This is a genomic window from Variovorax sp. TBS-050B (assembly GCF_029893635.1).
Lineage (GTDB): Bacteria > Pseudomonadota > Gammaproteobacteria > Burkholderiales > Burkholderiaceae_C > Variovorax.
In genome coordinates, this window is sequence record NZ_JARXYR010000002.1 from 3,486,791 (window position 1) to 3,501,923 (window position 15,133).

The following is a 15,133-nucleotide window of genomic DNA, read 5'->3' on the forward strand; positions in this document are numbered from 1 at the left end:
TTCTCTCCCTTGGTTGCTGGCGCCGCGGGGGCGCCGGGAGAGATTCTCGCCCACCGGCCGGGTGCGCCCGGCCCGCCTGACGGCTACCTCGCGTACACCAGATCGCGCAGCGAAAGCGAGATCCACGGCACGTACGTGATCACCAGCAGACAGCCCAGGATCACGAGCACGAACGGCACCAGGTGCTTCACGATCCGGTCGAGCGAGATGCGCGCCACCGTGCAGGCCGCGAACAGGTTCACGCCGAAGGGCGGCGTGATCATGCCGAGCGCGAGGTTCACCACCATGATGAGACCGAAATGCACCGGGTCGATGCCGAAGTGCACCGCCACCGGCGCGAGGATCGGCGCGAGCACGATGATGGCCGCGCTGGTCTCGATGAACATGCCGATGATGAAGAGCGCCGCGTTCACGCCGAGCAGGAACATCGCCGGCGACTTCAGCACCTCTTGCAGCCAGTGGCCGATCGCATCGGGCACGCCCGCACGCGTGATCAGGAACGCGAACAGCCCCGCGTTGGCGATCACGAACATGATCACCGCCGACGACAGCACCGACTTGCGCAGGATCGCGAACAGGTCGGACGGCTTGATCTCGCGGTAGATCACGACGCCCACGATCAGCGCGTAGAACACCGCCACCGCCGACGCCTCCGTCGGCGTGAAGATGCCGCCGTAGATGCCGCCGAGGATGATCACCGGCATCAGCAGCGCCCAGCCTGCCTGCCACAGCGCGCGGCCGAAGGGCATGCGGCCGTCGCCGTCGTTCTTGCCCCAGCCCTTCCACTTGCAGAAGAGCCAGACGAAGAGCATGAGCGCGCCGCTGATCAGGATGCCCGGGCCGAAGCCGGCGATGAACAGCTCGCCGATCGACACCTCGGCGCTCACGCCGTAGAGGATCATCGGGATCGAGGGCGGGATGATCACGCCCAGTTCCGCGCTCGTGGCCTGCAGCGCGGCGGCGTACGAGGTGGGATAGCCATGCTTGATGAGCGCGGGAATCAGGATCGCGCCGATCGCGAAGGTGGTGGCTACCGAGGAGCCCGACACTGCCGCGAAGATCATGCAGGTGAGCACGCAGGTCATCGGCAGGCCGCCCTGGACGCCGCCCACGATGCTCTTGGCGAACTCGACCAGCCGGCGCGAGATGCCGCCGGTTTCCATCAGGTTGCCGGCGAGGATGAAGAACGGGATCGCCGCGAGCGGAAACTTGTTGATCGAGTTGAAGATCTCCTTGGCGGAGATCAGCATGTTGGCGTTCGTGACCTGGATGCCCAGCACCGAGGCGAGGCCGATCGAGACGGCGACGGAGACCGACAGTGCAAAGCACAGCACCATCGTGGCGATCATGGTGGTGGTCATTGCGCGGTCTCCAGTTCCATGCGCTTGGGATCGAGGTAGTTGCCGACGATGCCGAACAGCGAGAACACCGCGCCCACGGGCAGCGCCATGTAGGCCCAGATCATCGAGATGCTCTCGAGGCCCGCCATGCTCTGCACGCTGCCGCGGATCGCGTAGTCCCAGCCCCAGCGCAGGATCACCAGCATGAGCGCGAGCGCGGCCACGCTCACGGCGGCGTCGAGCAGGCGGCGCACCTTGGGCGAACTCCAGCGGTAGAGCACGTCCACGCTGACCATCGCGCCCTGGCGGAAGGCCATCGGGATGCCGAGGAACACCATCCAGATCAGGCTCACGCGGATCAGGATCTCGCTCCATTCGGCCGGCTGCTCGAGCACGAAGCGCGTGACGATCTGGAACATGCCGAGGCTCGCCGCGACGACGAGCATCAGACAGGCCGCGAACATCGAGATGCCGGTGGTCCAGCGTTCGATGCCAAGGAATCTTTCTTTCATCTGCACCTGCTTCAAAACAAAAAAAGCCCGCCAGACCAGTCTGTGCGGGCGGGCCGGCCGTCGAGCGGCGGCAGCCGGTTGCGAACTACTTGTAGTTGCGGATCTTGTCGAGGTTGGCCTTGCCGAAGTCCTTCTCGAACTGCGCGTTCACGGGTGCGAGCGCAGCCACGAACTTGGCCTTGTCGACGTTGTCGATCACCGTCATGCCCTTGGCGCGCAGGTCGGCCACGCCCTTGGCGTCGTCTTCGTCCACGCGCGCGCGGTTCGCCTTGGTGCCTTCCTTCGCGGCGTCGAGGAAGGCCTGCTTGTCGGCGGCGCTGAGCTTGTCGAAGGTGGCCTTGTTCATCACGAAGATGCAGGGCGAATAGACGTGCCCCGTGAGCGAGAGGTGCTTCTGCACCTGGTCGAACTTGGCCGAGATGATGACCGGCAGCGGGTTCTCCTGGCCGTCGACCGTGCCCTGCTGGAGCGCGGTGAAGACTTCGGGGAAGGCCATGGGCGTGGTGATGATGCCGAAGCCCTTGTAGGCCGCGATGTGCACCGGGTTCTCCATGGTGCGCATCTTCAGGCCCTTGAGATCTTCCGGAGCCTTCACGTCGCGCTTGCTGTTGGTCATGTGGCGGAAGCCGTTCTCGGCCCAGGCCAGCGCCTTGAAGCCCTTGGCTTCGAACTTGGTCAGCAGTTCCTGGCCGATCGGGCCGTCGAGCACGGCGCGCGCATGGGCCTTGTCGCGGAACAGGAAGGGCACGTCGAGGATCTTGGTCTCGGGCACGAAGTTGGGGATCGGGCCGGTCGAGGAGAAGGCCAGTTCCTGCGTGCCGAGCTGCACCGCCTCGATCGATTCGCGCTCGCCGCCGAGCGAGCCGTTGTAGAAGGTCTGGACCTTGTAGCGGCCATTGGTGCGCTTCTCGACTTCCTTCGCGAAGGTGTCGATCGCCACGCCCTGGTGCGAGTTCTGCGAGGTCGAGATGCTGATCTTCATGGTCGTCTGCGCGAAGGCTGCGCAGGCCATGCCCAGGCCCAGAACCAGGCCGGCGGCCAGTCGGGTCAACTTCATTGTGTGTCTCCTCGGTTGGAAAGAAAAAAGGCGCAAGGAACCGTGAGACCGGTTTCACGCAAAGGGGCGACTATGCCCGAATAATCAGTTTGACTGCGTCGGGATTTTCACGGACGTAATCGCGGATCACGGCCTCGAAGCTCGCGTCGGGCGCCAGGCCGAGGGCGCGGGCGCGCGCCGTTTCGATGCGGCCGGGCCAGGTCTTCACGATGCGCCGGATCGCGGGGTCCGGCGTGCGGTCGAGCAGCTCGGTCGCGGCCTTGCCAGCGACGCGTTCGAGCGCAGCGGCCATCTCGCCCACGGTGGTGGCCAGCGAGGGCAGGTTGAGCGCGGTGCGCGGGCCCCATTCGGCGTCGCCGGCCTCGGCCGCGCGCAGGATGCCTTCGACGGTGCGCGCGGGCGAAGCGATCGCCACCGGCGTCTCGTCGGGCACCGGGCAGGCGGCACGAATGCCCGCGAGCGGTTCGCGGATCATCCCGCTGAAGAACCCGGAGGCAGCGCCGTTCGGGCGGCCCGGCCGCACGCTGACCGTCATGAGCCGCACGCTGCGCCCGCGCACGAAGCCCTTGCGGGTGTAGTCGGCCACCAGCTGCTCGCCGATGAACTTCTGGATGCCGTAGCTGGTCTGCGGCGTGGGCAGCGTGTGGTCTTCGATCACCGGCGGCAGCGGCTGCTCGGGGGAATCACCGAAGACCGCGAGCGAACTCGCGAACACCAGGAGCGGCCGCGTGCCGAGGGCGCGCAGCTTCTCGAGCAGGCCATGCGTGGCGGCGAAGTTGCTGCGCATGCCGAGGTCGAAGTCGGCCTCGCACTCGCCGCTGACGGCCGCGGCGAGGTGGAAGACCGCATCGGCCTCGCGCCAGAAGGTGGCGCTGGGTGCGGCGAGCTGTTCGTTCAGGTCGCCGATCGCGACCGCGATGCGCGGGTCGGCCGCCAGATCGGCCGGCGGCGCAGCGCGGTCGACCAGCGTGATGCGCGAAATGGTGGCGGCCGGTGCGCCCGCGAGCGACAGCCGACCCGACGCGAGCAGCGTGCGGGCCAGGCGCGCGCCCAGGAAGCCGGCGCCGCCCGTGATGATGATCTGCATCCGTGGTGTCTCCTTGGCCGGCGAGCATAGCGCAGCCCGCCGCGGCCGACCGACCCCGCGCCAGGGGCGATCAGAAGGTCGCCGTGATGACGACGGTGTCGGTGTAGGTTCCCGCCGGCGGCGCGACGGCGAGCGGCGCCGTCAACTGGGCGCAGACCTGATGGTTGTTGATCGCATTCACCGTGTTGCCCGTGCCCGAGAGCGACGAGGTCGCGTTCCACGCCGTCGTGCAGCCGGGCTGGAACAGCTGGTAGCTGAGGAAATTGCTGCCGCTCTGCATCCTCCGCACGCCGGCACTGGCATGCTGGCCGTTGTCGATCGTGAGGGTGTAGGGCGTCTCGTAGGTGCAGCGCACGCCGACGTTCCCGAAGGCGCGCAGGGCGGTGGCGCCCGAATTGGCCGTCGAGACCGATCCCTGGGAGCCGAAGTCGATGTTGGCGACGTTCTCGATCTGGCAGTTGGTCAGGACGTTGGCGTTGACGGTGAATGTCGAGTTGACGACCTGGGTGCCCGGCGGCGGGGTTGAACAATAGGCGGCGGTGCCCCCTCCCGTCGCAGCGGCGCCGACGAGCGCCTTCGCGTTGAAGGTCTGGGTGTAGATGCCCGGCCGAACGCGATCCTGTTGCTGGCGCGGAAGATAGGTGATGGTGTAGGTCGTGTTGGTGCTGCAGGGCGCATTCGCACCGCCTCCACAGGTTTGGCCCGTGGTTGCGATGCCCGCGCCGTCTCTCGAAACCTGGACGCCGCCGCTGCCGCCGGTCATCCGCCATGCGAGACGCGAGTCGGGTGTCGCAGTGACGTAGTAGGTGTTGTTGTCCCGCTGCTGTGTTCCGACGGGAGCGACATAGAGGCAATAGGTGACGAGGGTGTTGCTGCCGGAGGTGCATCTCGCTTCGAAAACCACCCCGGCGCTGGCCGTGGTGTCCGGCACGATATCGACCGTGGTCGGGCCGAATCCGGACCGAAAGCTCGCCGAAGTGCAGCTTTGCGCCCAGGCGTAGGCGGGCGCGAGCAGCAGCGCCAGCGCCGCGAGCCGGACGAGAAGATGATTGTCAGCGGCAGGTGATGGGGCCGATTTCAAGCTGTGTCTCCTTCTGCGATGCGTAGTCGAAGCTGGCCCGGCAGGTTCCAGCGGCTTCCGGGAGCGTGACCATGACATTGTTGCGCGCGTCGAGCTGCGTGAGATAGGCGCGCCCGTCGTAACCGACCACGGTGACCTGGTCCGTGCCCTCGAGCCGGACTTCCGACCCCACCGGCACGGCCGTGCCGTCTCGGCGTTTCAGGACCAGCACCGCGCCATCGACCTTCTTGACGCCGAAGTCGATCACCACGCCGGAGCGGTCGGCTGGCACCACGGTGGCCTGCGTCTGCGTGGGCTGAAAGTCCAGCGACAGGTTCTTCGGGTCGATCGCCACCGTGTTGTTCTGGTACGAGCGCAAGGAGGGCACGAGGGCGCGGCCGCTGGCGTTGGTCGTGGCGACGGTCCGGCCGTTGAGATTGACGTCGATGCCGGAGCCGCCGGCCTTGATGACGGCGAAGGCATCGTCGACGCGGTTGGCGAAGAACAGGTCGCTGCCGGCGACCACGATCGCGCCATCGACCGTGCCGGTCACGAGGCTGGCCGAGCCCGAGCGCTGCACCGAGCCCGCGAACTCGCCGAAGGGCGCCCTGTAGACCGCCGAGGCGGCCACGGTCTCGGGCCCCTGGTTGTCGGTGCGGCCGCGCAGGGACCAGCCGAGCTCGCCTTCCGCGGCCCGGGCGCTCTTGGTCAGGCTGGTGTCGACGCTGACGCCTCCGCGTTCCGAACGCGATGCGCCCGTTGAAAAGGTCAGGTTGCTGTCGAGCGGGATGGTCAGGCCGGCGAACAGGCCGTAGGCGTTGTGCTTGTCGAGATCGCTGTAGGCGGTGGCGTAGACCGAGGCATTGCCGAACAGGGTCCGCGACCAGGAGGCGCTGACGATCGTGGTGTCGAGGCCGTTGCTGTTGACGTTCCCATTGAGGCCGATGCTGCTGCCCATGCCGCGCACGCGCGAGACGCCGAAGCTGACGGAGGAAGGATCGAAGCCGAGCGGGAAGGACAGGCCGGCGCGAAGCACCTCGCGCGCGCGCGAGAACACGGGCGCATCGTTGCCGTGGCGACGATCGACCACGAGGCCCACGTCGTTGTAGCGCCCGAACGTCCGGTCCGCGCCGACGTAGAACGAATAGCCGTTGCGCGCGACCTGGTAGGAGGTCGAGACCTTGCCGCCCGTTTCGCGGCCGGTGACGGCGTTGTAGCGGCTGAACGATCCGGCGGCGCGCACAGCGCCGTAGGCGCCGAGGCTCTTCGCCAGGCCGGCTCCCCCGTTCAACAGGCCCCGAGTCATTTCGAGATGTCCTTCGAGCGTCAGGTCGTCGCTCCAGCCGTAGCGCACGCTGCCCGACGCCGCGAGGCTGTGGTCGTAGCGGGACGACACGCTCCCGTAGCCGAGGCGCGGGAAGCCCGCCTCGACGGAGAAGTCGAGCAGGCCCTTGCCCAGCATGTCCGGTGCGAAGAAATAGGAGCGCTGGGTGACGACCTCGCGGCCGAGCGCATCCTTCATCACGATGCGGGCGTCGCCGCCGCCGCCAAGGAACGGTAGGCCGCGGAAATCGAAGGGGCCGGCCGGGACTTCGCCCGAGAACACCTTGATGTTGTTGAGGTAGAGGTCGAGCGTCGAGGGCACCGATGCCGTGCCGGTCAGGTTCGGCGTCGGCGTGGTGACGAGGTCCGGGCGGATCTCGAAGTTGCGGCGGAACTGGAAGCCGCCGAAGCGGTAGGAGGAACTCCATGACAAGGCGCCGGACACGCTGTCGCCGGCCTGGTACACGAGCAGGTTGGCGGGATCGGTGTAGCGCCAGTTCGAATCGAGCCGGATGTAGTCCTTGCCCTGGTCGCCGAGCCCGTCCGATGGCTTGAAGCGCGCGAGGGCGGTGGTGGAGGCGACGCCGTAGGGCGTCAGAAGGCGTGCGTTGAAGCTGCCGTTGAGCGTGTTCGCCACGCCGCTGGGCGTGCGGTCGCGCTGCCAGGTACCGTACAAGGTGTAGTTCAGGACAAGGCCGAAATCGGAGCGGACCTTGGAGAAATCGACCGGACGCTCGCCGGCCCCGATGTCGAGGTTGGTCGGCAGGCGGGCTTCGTCCGCCGCACGAAAGAGCATGAGCTGCCGCGGCTCGTCGTAGCGCCAGGAGATGCCGCTCAGGCTGTCGAGCGGGACCAGCCCGTCGTGATTCACGCTTCCGGCGCCAGGCCGGATGCCGACGGCCTGCAGATCGCCCGGCGTGGCGGCCAGCTTGTTGTTCGGCAGGCGCTTGAAGGCGACCAGCATGCCGGTATCGCGATCGTTGACGACAACGTTCAGCAGCAGATCCCGACCAACCGCCGCCGCGATGTCCGGGGGCGGCACCTCCTGGGCCGTTGCGATCGCCGACAGGCCTGCAAGGCAGAGGACGACGGACCGTTGCAGGTGAACGAGCGGCGTCCTAGCGCCCTTCGACGATGGTCGTCTCGTTAACCGCATGGTCGTTTCCCTTGGCGGTGATGGTGACCCGGCTTCCGGGCGCGATCGGGCGCGCCTTGACGACCCATTCCTTGGTGCTGCCCGGCAGAACGTAGCCGTTGAGCCCGTCTCCGAAGCTGATGCGCCCGCCGGGCTCCTCGACCGCGAGGTCGACGATCTTCGCGTGGCGGTCGCCCGTGTTGATCGCCTTTGCCACGAGTTCGTCTCCTTGGCGCCGCACCTCCCAGCGCAGCATCGCGCCGGCGGTGCGCTCTGCGAAAAACACCGGGATCGAATAGCGAATGACCATGTTGACGCCGGTGTCGGGCCGCACGAGGTTGGTCGCTGGGAGCTCGTCGATCAGCAGCCGGTAGCTTTCCTCGCCGCGGGTCACCGGAGCGGCCGTGCGTGCGATGCGGATGGTGTAGGTGGTGCCCGGTTGCAGCGAGGCGGCGGGAGGGCTCGCGACCACCTGGGTCGTCGGCGTCAGTTGCTCTTCGCCGCCGTCCTGCGACCATTTGAAGACGCGGACCTGAACGTTGACCGGCTCGGTGCCACGATTGCGCAGATGAATCGCCGCCGCCTGCGCGGGCGCGTTCAGGTCGATGGACACGGGGGCCACCTGCAACGAGGCGGCATGGCCGGTTCCTGCAATGGCCAGACCGAGAACTGCGGCCGAGAGCGCGAGAAGCCTCTGCATCCGGTCGCCGCCAGACTCAGTACGTCACGGTGATGACAACGGTGTCGAGGTAGGTTCCGGCCGCCGGCGTCGTTTGCGGCGGCACGCGGCCAAAGACCTGCGCGCTCTGCACCGTTCCGTCGGCCGTCTTCGAGACCGTATTGCCGCCTGCGCCCGTGGTATTGCCCCAGACAAGGGTGCGGCCGGCATCCCGATACAGCTGATAGGCGACGAACGCGCCGCTGTTGGTCATGCGCCGCGTATTGACGTCGCCCGCCGTGGTGGGGTTGGCGCCCGCGTTGAGACCGATCTCGTAGGGCGTGCCGTTGGTGCACTGCACCTGGATCGAGCCCGTGCCGCTGACGGCCGTGGTGCCGTCGATGTTGGCATTCAGAACGCCGTGGCTGCCGAAATCGAGAACGGCATTGCCGCCGCCGGAGCCGCCGGTGCCGGCGTTGACCTGGCATTCCTGGGTGATCGTCATCTGGACCGTCATGTTGCCGGTGGCCGTTGCGGCACCCACAACCTGCGCCCCTCCAGTCGCCGCGAGCGCGAGCGACAGGAACATGGACTTTCTGATATTCGCCACTTTCACTTTCTCCTTACCTTTGCTGCGCCCTCACGGACGAATTAAGACCAACAAGTTAGAACTTGTATATTAGTCTTCCAAATGGCTTTTGCGCACATTGGATAAGCAGAGAGCACGAAAGAGAAGCACAAATGAAGCAAATTCAACAAAATTTGCTCCAATTTTGATATTTTCCTTTGGCGTGTGACTTTTTTCCTTGCGGTTGTAATTGCGCTGCTTTAATTCAATTTCTTTAACAATTGCAATTGATCGCAAATACAAAGTGTAGCGTTCAGGCGTAATTTGCCAATAGGGTCGTTGCCCCTTTGGGGCCCACACCCGTGACGCGCGCGTTCAGGCGGCCGGGGCAATGCCTCCGGCGCGCTCGAGCCCGATCCGTGGATCGTCTTACATGCCGACGTAGTTCGGCCCGCCGCCCCCTTCGGGCGTGACCCAGACGATGTTCTGCGTCGGGTCCTTGATGTCGCAGGTCTTGCAGTGCACGCAGTTCTGCGCATTGATCTGCAGGCGCTCCTTGCCGGCATGCGCTTCGTCAGGCACGAATTCGTAGACGCCGGCCGGGCAGTAGCGGCTTTCCGGCCCCGCGAACTTGGAGAGGTTGATGTTGACCGGCACCGTCGGGTCCTTGAGCGTCAGGTGCGCGGGCTGGTGCTCTTCATGGTTGGTGTTGCTGATGAACACGCTGGAGAGCCGATCGAAAGTGAGCTTGCCATCCGGTTTCGGGTACGCGATCGGCTTGCACTCGGCGGCAGGCTTCAGGTACAGGTGGTCCGGCTTGTTGCGGTGCAGGGTCCACGGGATGTGGCCCTTGAGCAGCCATTGCTCGACGCCGTTCATGAACGTGGCCACGCCCAGCCCCTTCTTGAACCAGGTCTTGAAGTTGCGCGCCTTGTTGAGTTCGGTGTAGAGCCAGCTCTTCTCGAAAGCCGCCGGATAGGCGACTAGCTCGTCGTGCTGGCGGCCCGCCGTCACCGCATCGAAGGCGGCCTCGGCGCAGAGCATGCCGGTCTTGATCGCGGCATGGCTGCCCTTGATGCGGCTCACGTTGAGGTAGCCGGCCTCGCAGCCGACCAGCGCGCCGCCCGGGAACACCGTCTTCGGCAGCGACATCAGCCCGCCCGCCGTGATCGCGCGCGCGCCGTAGCCGATGCGCTTGGCCGGCTTGATGCCCTTGGCCTCATCGCCTTCGAGGTACCAGCGGATGTTCGGGTGCAGCTTCCAGCGCTGCATTTCCTCGAAGGGGCTCAGGTAGGGGTTGCTGTAGTCCAGGCCCGTGATGAAACCCAGCGTGACCTTGTTGTCCTCCATGTGATAGAGGAACGCGCCGCCGTAGGTGTCGCTCTTCATCGGCCAGCCGGCCGTGTGCAGCACGAAGCCGGGCTGGTGGCGTTGCGGGTCGATCTCCCACACTTCCTTCACGCCGATGCCGTAGGTCTGCGGGTCCTTGCCCTCGTCGAGCTTGAAGCGGCTGATGAGCTGGCGGCCCAGGTGGCCGCGCGCGCCTTCGGCGAACACGGTGTACTTGCCGAGCAGTTCCATGCCGAGCTGGAAGTTCTCGGTCGGTTCGCCGTCCTTGCCCACCCCCATGTTGCCGGTGGCCACGCCGCGCACCGAACCGTTTTCGTTGTAGAGCACCTCGGCGGCGGGGAAGCCCGGGAAGATCTCGACGCCGAGATTCTCGGCCTGCTGCGCCAGCCACTTGGTGAAGGCGCCGAGGCTGATGATGTAGTTGCCGTGGTTCTGGAAGCACTCGGGCAGCAGGAAGCCGGGTGTGCGCAGCCCCGAGTTCTCGCCGAGGAACACCATCGCGTCGTCGGTCACGGGCTGGTTGAGCGGTGCGCCCAGTTCCTTCCAGTCGGGCAGCAGTTCGTTGAGGGCGCGCGGATCCATGATGGCGCCCGAGAGGATGTGGGCGCCGGGCTCGGAGCCCTTTTCGAGCACCACGACCGAGATCTCCTTTTCGTGCTGCGCGGCCAGCTGCTTGAGTCGGATCGCGGTCGAAAGGCCAGCCGGGCCGCCGCCGACGACGACGACGTCGTACTCCATGGATTCGCGGGGGCCGAACTGGGCGAGGATTTCGTCGTGGGTCATGTGGGTCTCGTCGATAATGTTTGAGGCTCGGACGCTTCTTGAAGGCGCGAAACATTTTATGTGGAGTGCAGGGCGTCACCTCGGCGACTCAACAGGACCCTGCTTCATGGCTTACACCATCGACCTCTCCGGCCGCGTGGCCCTCGTCACCGGCGCTTCGAGCGGTCTCGGGGCACAGTTCGCGAAGACGCTCGCGCGCGCCGGCGCCGCGGTGGTGCTCGCGAGCCGCCGCGTCGAGAAACTCAAGGAACTGCGCGCGCGCATCGAGGGCGAGGGCGGCGACGCGCACGTGGTCGAACTCGACGTCACCGATCTCGGCAGCATCAAGGCCGCCGTGGCGCGGGCCGAGACCGAGGTGGGGCCGATCGACGTCCTCGTCAACAACTCGGGCGTGAGCACCACGCAGCGCCTGCAGGACGTCTCGCCCGAAGACTACGACTACATCTTCGACACCAACGTCAAGGGCTCGTTCTTCGTGGCGCAGGAGGTCGGCAAGCGCATGCTCGCGCGTGCCAGGGGTTCGGCCCCGGGCACCTACGTCGGCGGGCGCATCGTCAACATCGCCTCGGTGGCGGCGCTCAAGGTGCTGCCGCAGATCGGCACCTACTGCATGAGCAAGGCCGCGGTGGTGCAGATGACCAAGGCCATGGCGCTCGAATGGGGCCGCTTCGGCATCAACGTGAACGCGCTCTGTCCGGGCTACATCGAGACCGAGCTCAACGAGGACCACTGGGTCACCGAGGGCGGCGCCAAGCTCGTCAACATGCTGCCGCGCAAGCGCGTGGGCAAGCCCGAGGACCTCGACGGCCTGATCGTGCTGCTGGCGAGCGGGCAGAGCCATTTCGTGAACGGCGCGGTGATCGCCGCCGACGACGGGTTCGCGCTCTGAGCCCGCGCGCGTGGATCGGCATTGCCGCCGGCCTGGGCGCGGGTGCGCTCTGGGGGCTGGTGTTCGTCGCGCCGCGCATGGTGGGGCATTTCGGCATGGTCGACATCACGGCGGCGCGCTTCGCGGTCTTCGGCGCGATCTCGGGGCTCGCGGTGTTCGCGCGTCCGGCTTCGCTGCGCTGGCCGACGCCGCGGCAGGCGCTGGCCGCGCTGGGCCTCAGCGTGCTCGGCTTCAGCGGCTACTACCTGCTGCTGGCCTTCGGCATCGCGGCAGCCGGTACCGAGGTGCCCAGTCTCATCATCGGCACCATTCCGGTCTGGATGATGCTGCTCGGCCGGCCGCCGGGGCTGCGGATGCGCGCGCTGCTCCCGGGGCTCGCGCTCACGGGCGCGGGCATTGCGCTGATGGTGCACGGCGCGTGGTCGGCCCAGCAGGGCGGCGGCGGCGGCCGCTTCGGCCTCGGCATTGCGCTCGCGCTCTGCGCCATGGCGAGCTGGACGGTGTACGGCCTGCTCAACGCGGCCTGGCTGAAGCGCCACCCGGAAGTGCACGCGGCTGACTGGGCCAACTGGCTCGGCATCGCCACCGGCCTGGGCGCGCTGCTGATGTGGCTCGCGGCCGGCAGCGACCTCGCGAGCTTTCGCGCCCAGCCCGAGGGCCAGCTGTTCCTCTGGCTGGCGCTGGCGGGCGGCTTCGGCTCGTCGTGGCTCGCCACCATCCTCTGGAACGTCGCGAGCCAGCGGCTTTCGGCGAGCCTGTGCGGCCAGTTGATCGTGAGCGAGACGCTGTTCGCCTTGCTCTATTCCTTCCTCTGGGACGGCCGCTGGCCGCAGGCCGCCGAATGGCTCGCGGCGCTGCTGTTCGTCCTCGGCATCCTCGCATCCATCAAGGCCCACCGATGAGAATCGACATCCCCGAAAAGAAGAAGCTCGTGTACGAAATGGCGATCCCGATCCGCTGGGGCGACATGGACGCCATGGGGCACCTGAACAACGGCACCTACTTCCGCTACATGGAGACCGCGCGCATCGACTGGATGCGATCGATCGGCTTCGAGCCGGACCCGGGTGGCGAGGGCATGGTGATCGTCAACGCCTTCTGCAACTTCTACCGCCAGATCGAGTATCCCGGCGACGTGCTGCTGAAGATGTACGTGAGCGATCCTGCGCGCACCACCTTCGAGAGCTGGGCCACGATGGCACGCGCCGAGGCACCGGAGGTGATCTGCGCCGCGGGCGGCGCGACCACGATCTGGGTCGATTTCCCGAAGCAGAAGGCGATGCCGCTGCCCGATTGGCTGCGCGCGCTCGTGAGCGCCTAGGAGGCGCAGGCCGGAGATGCCGCGCTACGCCGGCCGCAGCACGATGCGCGCTTCGAAGCCGCTCGCGGCGCCCGCCGGCGGCGATGCGAGTTCGAGCTTCGCGTTGTGCTTCTCGACGATCGTGGCCACGATCGACAGACCCAGCCCGTAGCCCGCGCGGTCGGCGCTGTGGCGCACATGGCGCTGCTGCAGCGTGGCGAGCTGCTCCGCGTTCACGCCGGCGCCGAAGTCGCGCACGGCGATGGTGCTGGGCGCCATCACCTCGATGACGACGCGGCCGCTGCCGCCGTAGCGCAGCGCGTTTTCCACCAGGTTGCGCAGCGCGATCGCGAGCGCGTCCACGTCGCCCGATGCCGCGGGCGCGACCGCATCGGGCACCTTGAGCGCCAGGCGCTCGCTGATCTGCGGGTCCTTCCAGAACTCCTGCGCCACCGCGCCCGCGAGCTGAACGAGGTCGACGCGCGTGCGTGCGAGCGACGCGCCCGACTCGGCGCGCGAGAGCTGCAGCAGCTTCTCGGTGCGGTGGCTGAGCATCTGCAGCGCATCGAGCGCGGCCTGGACGTCGCCGCGCTGGAGATCGTGCTCGAGCGCGGTCTGCAGCCGCAGCCGTGCCGCGGCCAGCGGCGTGCGCAGCTCGTGCGCGGCGTTGGCGGCCAGCGCGCGTTCCACGTCGAGCGACTGCGACAGCCGCTCCAGCAGGCTGTTGACATGGTCGCCCACCGCGCGCAGCTCGCGCGGCAGACCGGGCAGGGTGATGGGGCGCAGGTCGGCGCCGCTGCGCTTCTCGATCTCGCCGGCGAGTTGTTGCAGCACGCGCAGTTCGGTGCGCGCCACGTTGCGCAGCACGAGCGCCAGCAGCGGCAGCACCGCCCCGAGCGGGATGATGAGGCCGAAGAGCGTGCGGTTGAGCGCCGAGCGCCTTTCGTCGAGCGGATCGGCCACCTGGAAGTACAGGCCCCGCGTGGGATGCCGCACGGTGTAGATGCGCCAGGTCTGGTTGTTCGCGAAGCCGGCCGCCAGCGGCACGTCGAAGGCGTCGATGGGGGCCTCCGCCGAGCGCAGCACCACGCGCTCATGGATGTCGACCACCTGGTACATCACGGCGTCTTCCGAGAACAGCTGCTTCGGCGCGATCATCGGCCGGTCGGGCGTGGCGCCCGGGTGCTGCTTGTCGAGTTCCTGCAGCGCCATGTCGAACATGCGGTGCGAGACCTCGATCAGCTCGTTGTCGAAGTTGTGGTTGATCTCGCGGTCCACATACCAGACCACCGCCAGCACGCACAGCAGCCACACGCCCGCGACCCAGAGGATCAGCGTGCGGGTCAGCCGGCCGGCCAGCGTGTCGCGGCCCGCATTCGAAAGGACCGGGCTCATTCCTCGTCGCCCGCCGAGGTCGACAGCCGATAGCCGAGGCCGCGCAGGGTCTGGATGTGGCTCTTGCCGAGCTTGCGCCGCAGCCGGCTGATGAACACCTCGAGCGTGTTGCTGTCGGCCTCGTCGCCGAAGCCGTAGAGCGCATCGGCCAGGTTCTCGCGCGTGTGGATGCGGTCCGGTCGCGTTGCCATCACGCGCAGCAGGGCCCATTCCTTCTGCGTCAGCACGACCGAGTTCCCGTCCTTGCGCACGCGGTCGTGCGCCAAGTCGATCTCCAGCGTGCCCAATTGCAGCACCGGCGCGCTGCCCGCGTTGCGCCGCCGCTCCACCGCGCGCAGCCGCGCGAGCAGCTCGGCCGGGTCGTACGGCTTGATGAGGTAGTCGTCGGCGCCGGCATCGAGCCCGCGGATGCGGTCGGTGACCTGGTCGCGCGCGGTCAGCACGATGACGATCGGCGGCTCGCGCAGCGCGCGCACCTGCGGCAGCAGCGAGAGCCCGTCGCCGTCGCCCAGGTGCAGGTCGAGCAGCACGGCCGCGTACTGCACCGAGCGCAGCGCCGTGCGCGCCTCGGCCAGGCCGGGCGCCAGGTCGACCACGAAGGCCTTGGCCTGCAGGTAGCCGCGGACCGCATCTGCCAACGAACTGTCATCTTCGACAAGCAATATGCGCACGCCGG

14 protein-coding genes are annotated in these 15,133 nt (G+C 67.3%); 3 read left to right on the forward strand and 11 right to left on the reverse strand.

Going from position 1 to position 15,133, the window contains the following annotated elements; translation table 11 throughout:
* Positions 1–83: 83 nt before the first annotated feature.
* The 9 genes from M2165_RS19210 to M2165_RS19250 all read right to left on the reverse strand — a co-directional run bounded on the left by M2165_RS19210 (position 84) and on the right by M2165_RS19250 (position 10,873).
* Positions 84–1,361: a TRAP transporter large permease gene (locus M2165_RS19210; RefSeq protein WP_280816178.1), complete on the reverse strand. Its 1,278-nt coding sequence runs from the start codon at positions 1,359–1,361 to the stop codon at positions 84–86.
* Entirely contained in the window at positions 1,358–1,852 is a 495-nt protein-coding gene (locus M2165_RS19215; protein WP_280816179.1) for a TRAP transporter small permease subunit, read from the reverse strand. Before M2165_RS19215 ends, M2165_RS19210 begins: the two co-directional genes overlap by 4 nt.
* 85 nt (positions 1,853–1,937) lie before the next feature.
* Positions 1,938–2,909 carry a TRAP transporter substrate-binding protein gene (locus M2165_RS19220; RefSeq protein ID WP_280816180.1) on the reverse strand — a complete coding sequence of 324 codons (972 nt, stop codon included), beginning with the start codon at positions 2,907–2,909 and terminating at the stop codon, positions 1,938–1,940.
* Between the two features lie 70 nt (positions 2,910–2,979).
* The gene (gene denD / locus M2165_RS19225) at positions 2,980–3,996 is read right to left on the reverse strand and encodes a D-erythronate dehydrogenase (RefSeq protein WP_280816181.1); all 1,017 of its coding nucleotides are present in this window, start codon (positions 3,994–3,996) and stop codon (positions 2,980–2,982) included.
* Positions 3,997–4,066: 70 nt separating this feature from the next.
* Positions 4,067–5,077 carry a spore coat U domain-containing protein gene (locus M2165_RS19230; protein ID WP_280816182.1) on the reverse strand — a complete coding sequence of 337 codons (1,011 nt, stop codon included), beginning with the start codon at positions 5,075–5,077 and terminating at the stop codon, positions 4,067–4,069.
* Positions 5,049–7,343, reverse strand: a complete 2,295-nt coding sequence (locus M2165_RS19235; protein WP_280816183.1) for a fimbria/pilus outer membrane usher protein — start codon at positions 7,341–7,343, stop codon at positions 5,049–5,051. Before M2165_RS19235 ends, M2165_RS19230 begins: the two co-directional genes overlap by 29 nt.
* Positions 7,344–7,497: 154 nt before the next feature.
* Positions 7,498–8,214, reverse strand: a complete 717-nt coding sequence (locus tag M2165_RS19240; protein ID WP_280816184.1) for a molecular chaperone — start codon at positions 8,212–8,214, stop codon at positions 7,498–7,500.
* A gap of 16 nt (positions 8,215–8,230) precedes the next feature.
* The gene (locus M2165_RS19245) at positions 8,231–8,761 is read right to left on the reverse strand and encodes a spore coat U domain-containing protein (protein WP_280816185.1); all 531 of its coding nucleotides are present in this window, start codon (positions 8,759–8,761) and stop codon (positions 8,231–8,233) included.
* 408 nt (positions 8,762–9,169) lie between these two features.
* Positions 9,170–10,873 carry an electron transfer flavoprotein-ubiquinone oxidoreductase gene (locus M2165_RS19250; protein ID WP_280816186.1) on the reverse strand — a complete coding sequence of 568 codons (1,704 nt, stop codon included), beginning with the start codon at positions 10,871–10,873 and terminating at the stop codon, positions 9,170–9,172.
* A gap of 106 nt (positions 10,874–10,979) precedes the next feature.
* Here M2165_RS19250 and M2165_RS19255 point away from each other — a divergent pair, with 106 nt between their 5' ends.
* From M2165_RS19255 to M2165_RS19265, 3 genes are read left to right on the forward strand one after another with little or no spacing between them, the layout of a single operon-like run.
* Positions 10,980–11,762 (forward strand): SDR family oxidoreductase, encoded by a 783-nt coding sequence (locus tag M2165_RS19255; protein ID WP_280816187.1) that lies wholly within the window; start codon positions 10,980–10,982, stop codon positions 11,760–11,762.
* Between the two features lie 20 nt (positions 11,763–11,782).
* Positions 11,783–12,664, forward strand: coding sequence for a DMT family transporter (locus M2165_RS19260; RefSeq protein ID WP_280817577.1), 882 nt, complete (start codon positions 11,783–11,785; stop codon positions 12,662–12,664).
* Positions 12,661–13,083, forward strand: coding sequence for a thioesterase family protein (locus M2165_RS19265; protein WP_280816188.1), 423 nt, complete (start codon positions 12,661–12,663; stop codon positions 13,081–13,083). The genes M2165_RS19260 and M2165_RS19265 overlap by 4 nt, the downstream gene beginning before the upstream one ends.
* Before the next feature lie 24 nt (positions 13,084–13,107).
* Here the strand turns inward: M2165_RS19265 and M2165_RS19270 are convergent, their stop codons facing one another.
* Positions 13,108–14,457 (reverse strand): ATP-binding protein, encoded by a 1,350-nt coding sequence (locus tag M2165_RS19270; protein ID WP_280816189.1) that lies wholly within the window; start codon positions 14,455–14,457, stop codon positions 13,108–13,110.
* Positions 14,454–15,128, reverse strand: coding sequence for a response regulator transcription factor (locus M2165_RS19275; protein WP_280816190.1), 675 nt, complete (start codon positions 15,126–15,128; stop codon positions 14,454–14,456). The genes M2165_RS19270 and M2165_RS19275 overlap by 4 nt, the downstream gene beginning before the upstream one ends.
* Positions 15,129–15,133: the final 5 nt, after the last annotated feature.

Coding starts and splice junctions, on each gene's coding strand:
- M2165_RS19210 (WP_280816178.1), bottom strand. CDS start 1,361: ATGACCACCACCATGATCGCCACGATGGTGCTGTGCTTTGCACTGTCG.
- M2165_RS19215 (WP_280816179.1), bottom strand. CDS start 1,852: ATGAAAGAAAGATTCCTTGGCATCGAACGCTGGACCACCGGCATCTCG.
- M2165_RS19220 (WP_280816180.1), bottom strand. CDS start 2,909: ATGAAGTTGACCCGACTGGCCGCCGGCCTGGTTCTGGGCCTGGGCATG.
- denD (WP_280816181.1), bottom strand. CDS start 3,996: ATGCAGATCATCATCACGGGCGGCGCCGGCTTCCTGGGCGCGCGCCTG.
- M2165_RS19235 (WP_280816183.1), bottom strand. CDS start 7,343: ATGCTGGTCGCCTTCAAGCGCCTGCCGAACAACAAGCTGGCCGCCACG.
- M2165_RS19240 (WP_280816184.1), bottom strand. CDS start 8,214: ATGCAGAGGCTTCTCGCGCTCTCGGCCGCAGTTCTCGGTCTGGCCATT.
- M2165_RS19245 (WP_280816185.1), bottom strand. CDS start 8,761: ATGTTCCTGTCGCTCGCGCTCGCGGCGACTGGAGGGGCGCAGGTTGTG.
- M2165_RS19250 (WP_280816186.1), bottom strand. CDS start 10,873: ATGACCCACGACGAAATCCTCGCCCAGTTCGGCCCCCGCGAATCCATG.
- M2165_RS19255 (WP_280816187.1), top strand. CDS start 10,980: ATGGCTTACACCATCGACCTCTCCGGCCGCGTGGCCCTCGTCACCGGC.
- M2165_RS19265 (WP_280816188.1), top strand. CDS start 12,661: ATGAGAATCGACATCCCCGAAAAGAAGAAGCTCGTGTACGAAATGGCG.
- M2165_RS19270 (WP_280816189.1), bottom strand. CDS start 14,457: ATGAGCCCGGTCCTTTCGAATGCGGGCCGCGACACGCTGGCCGGCCGG.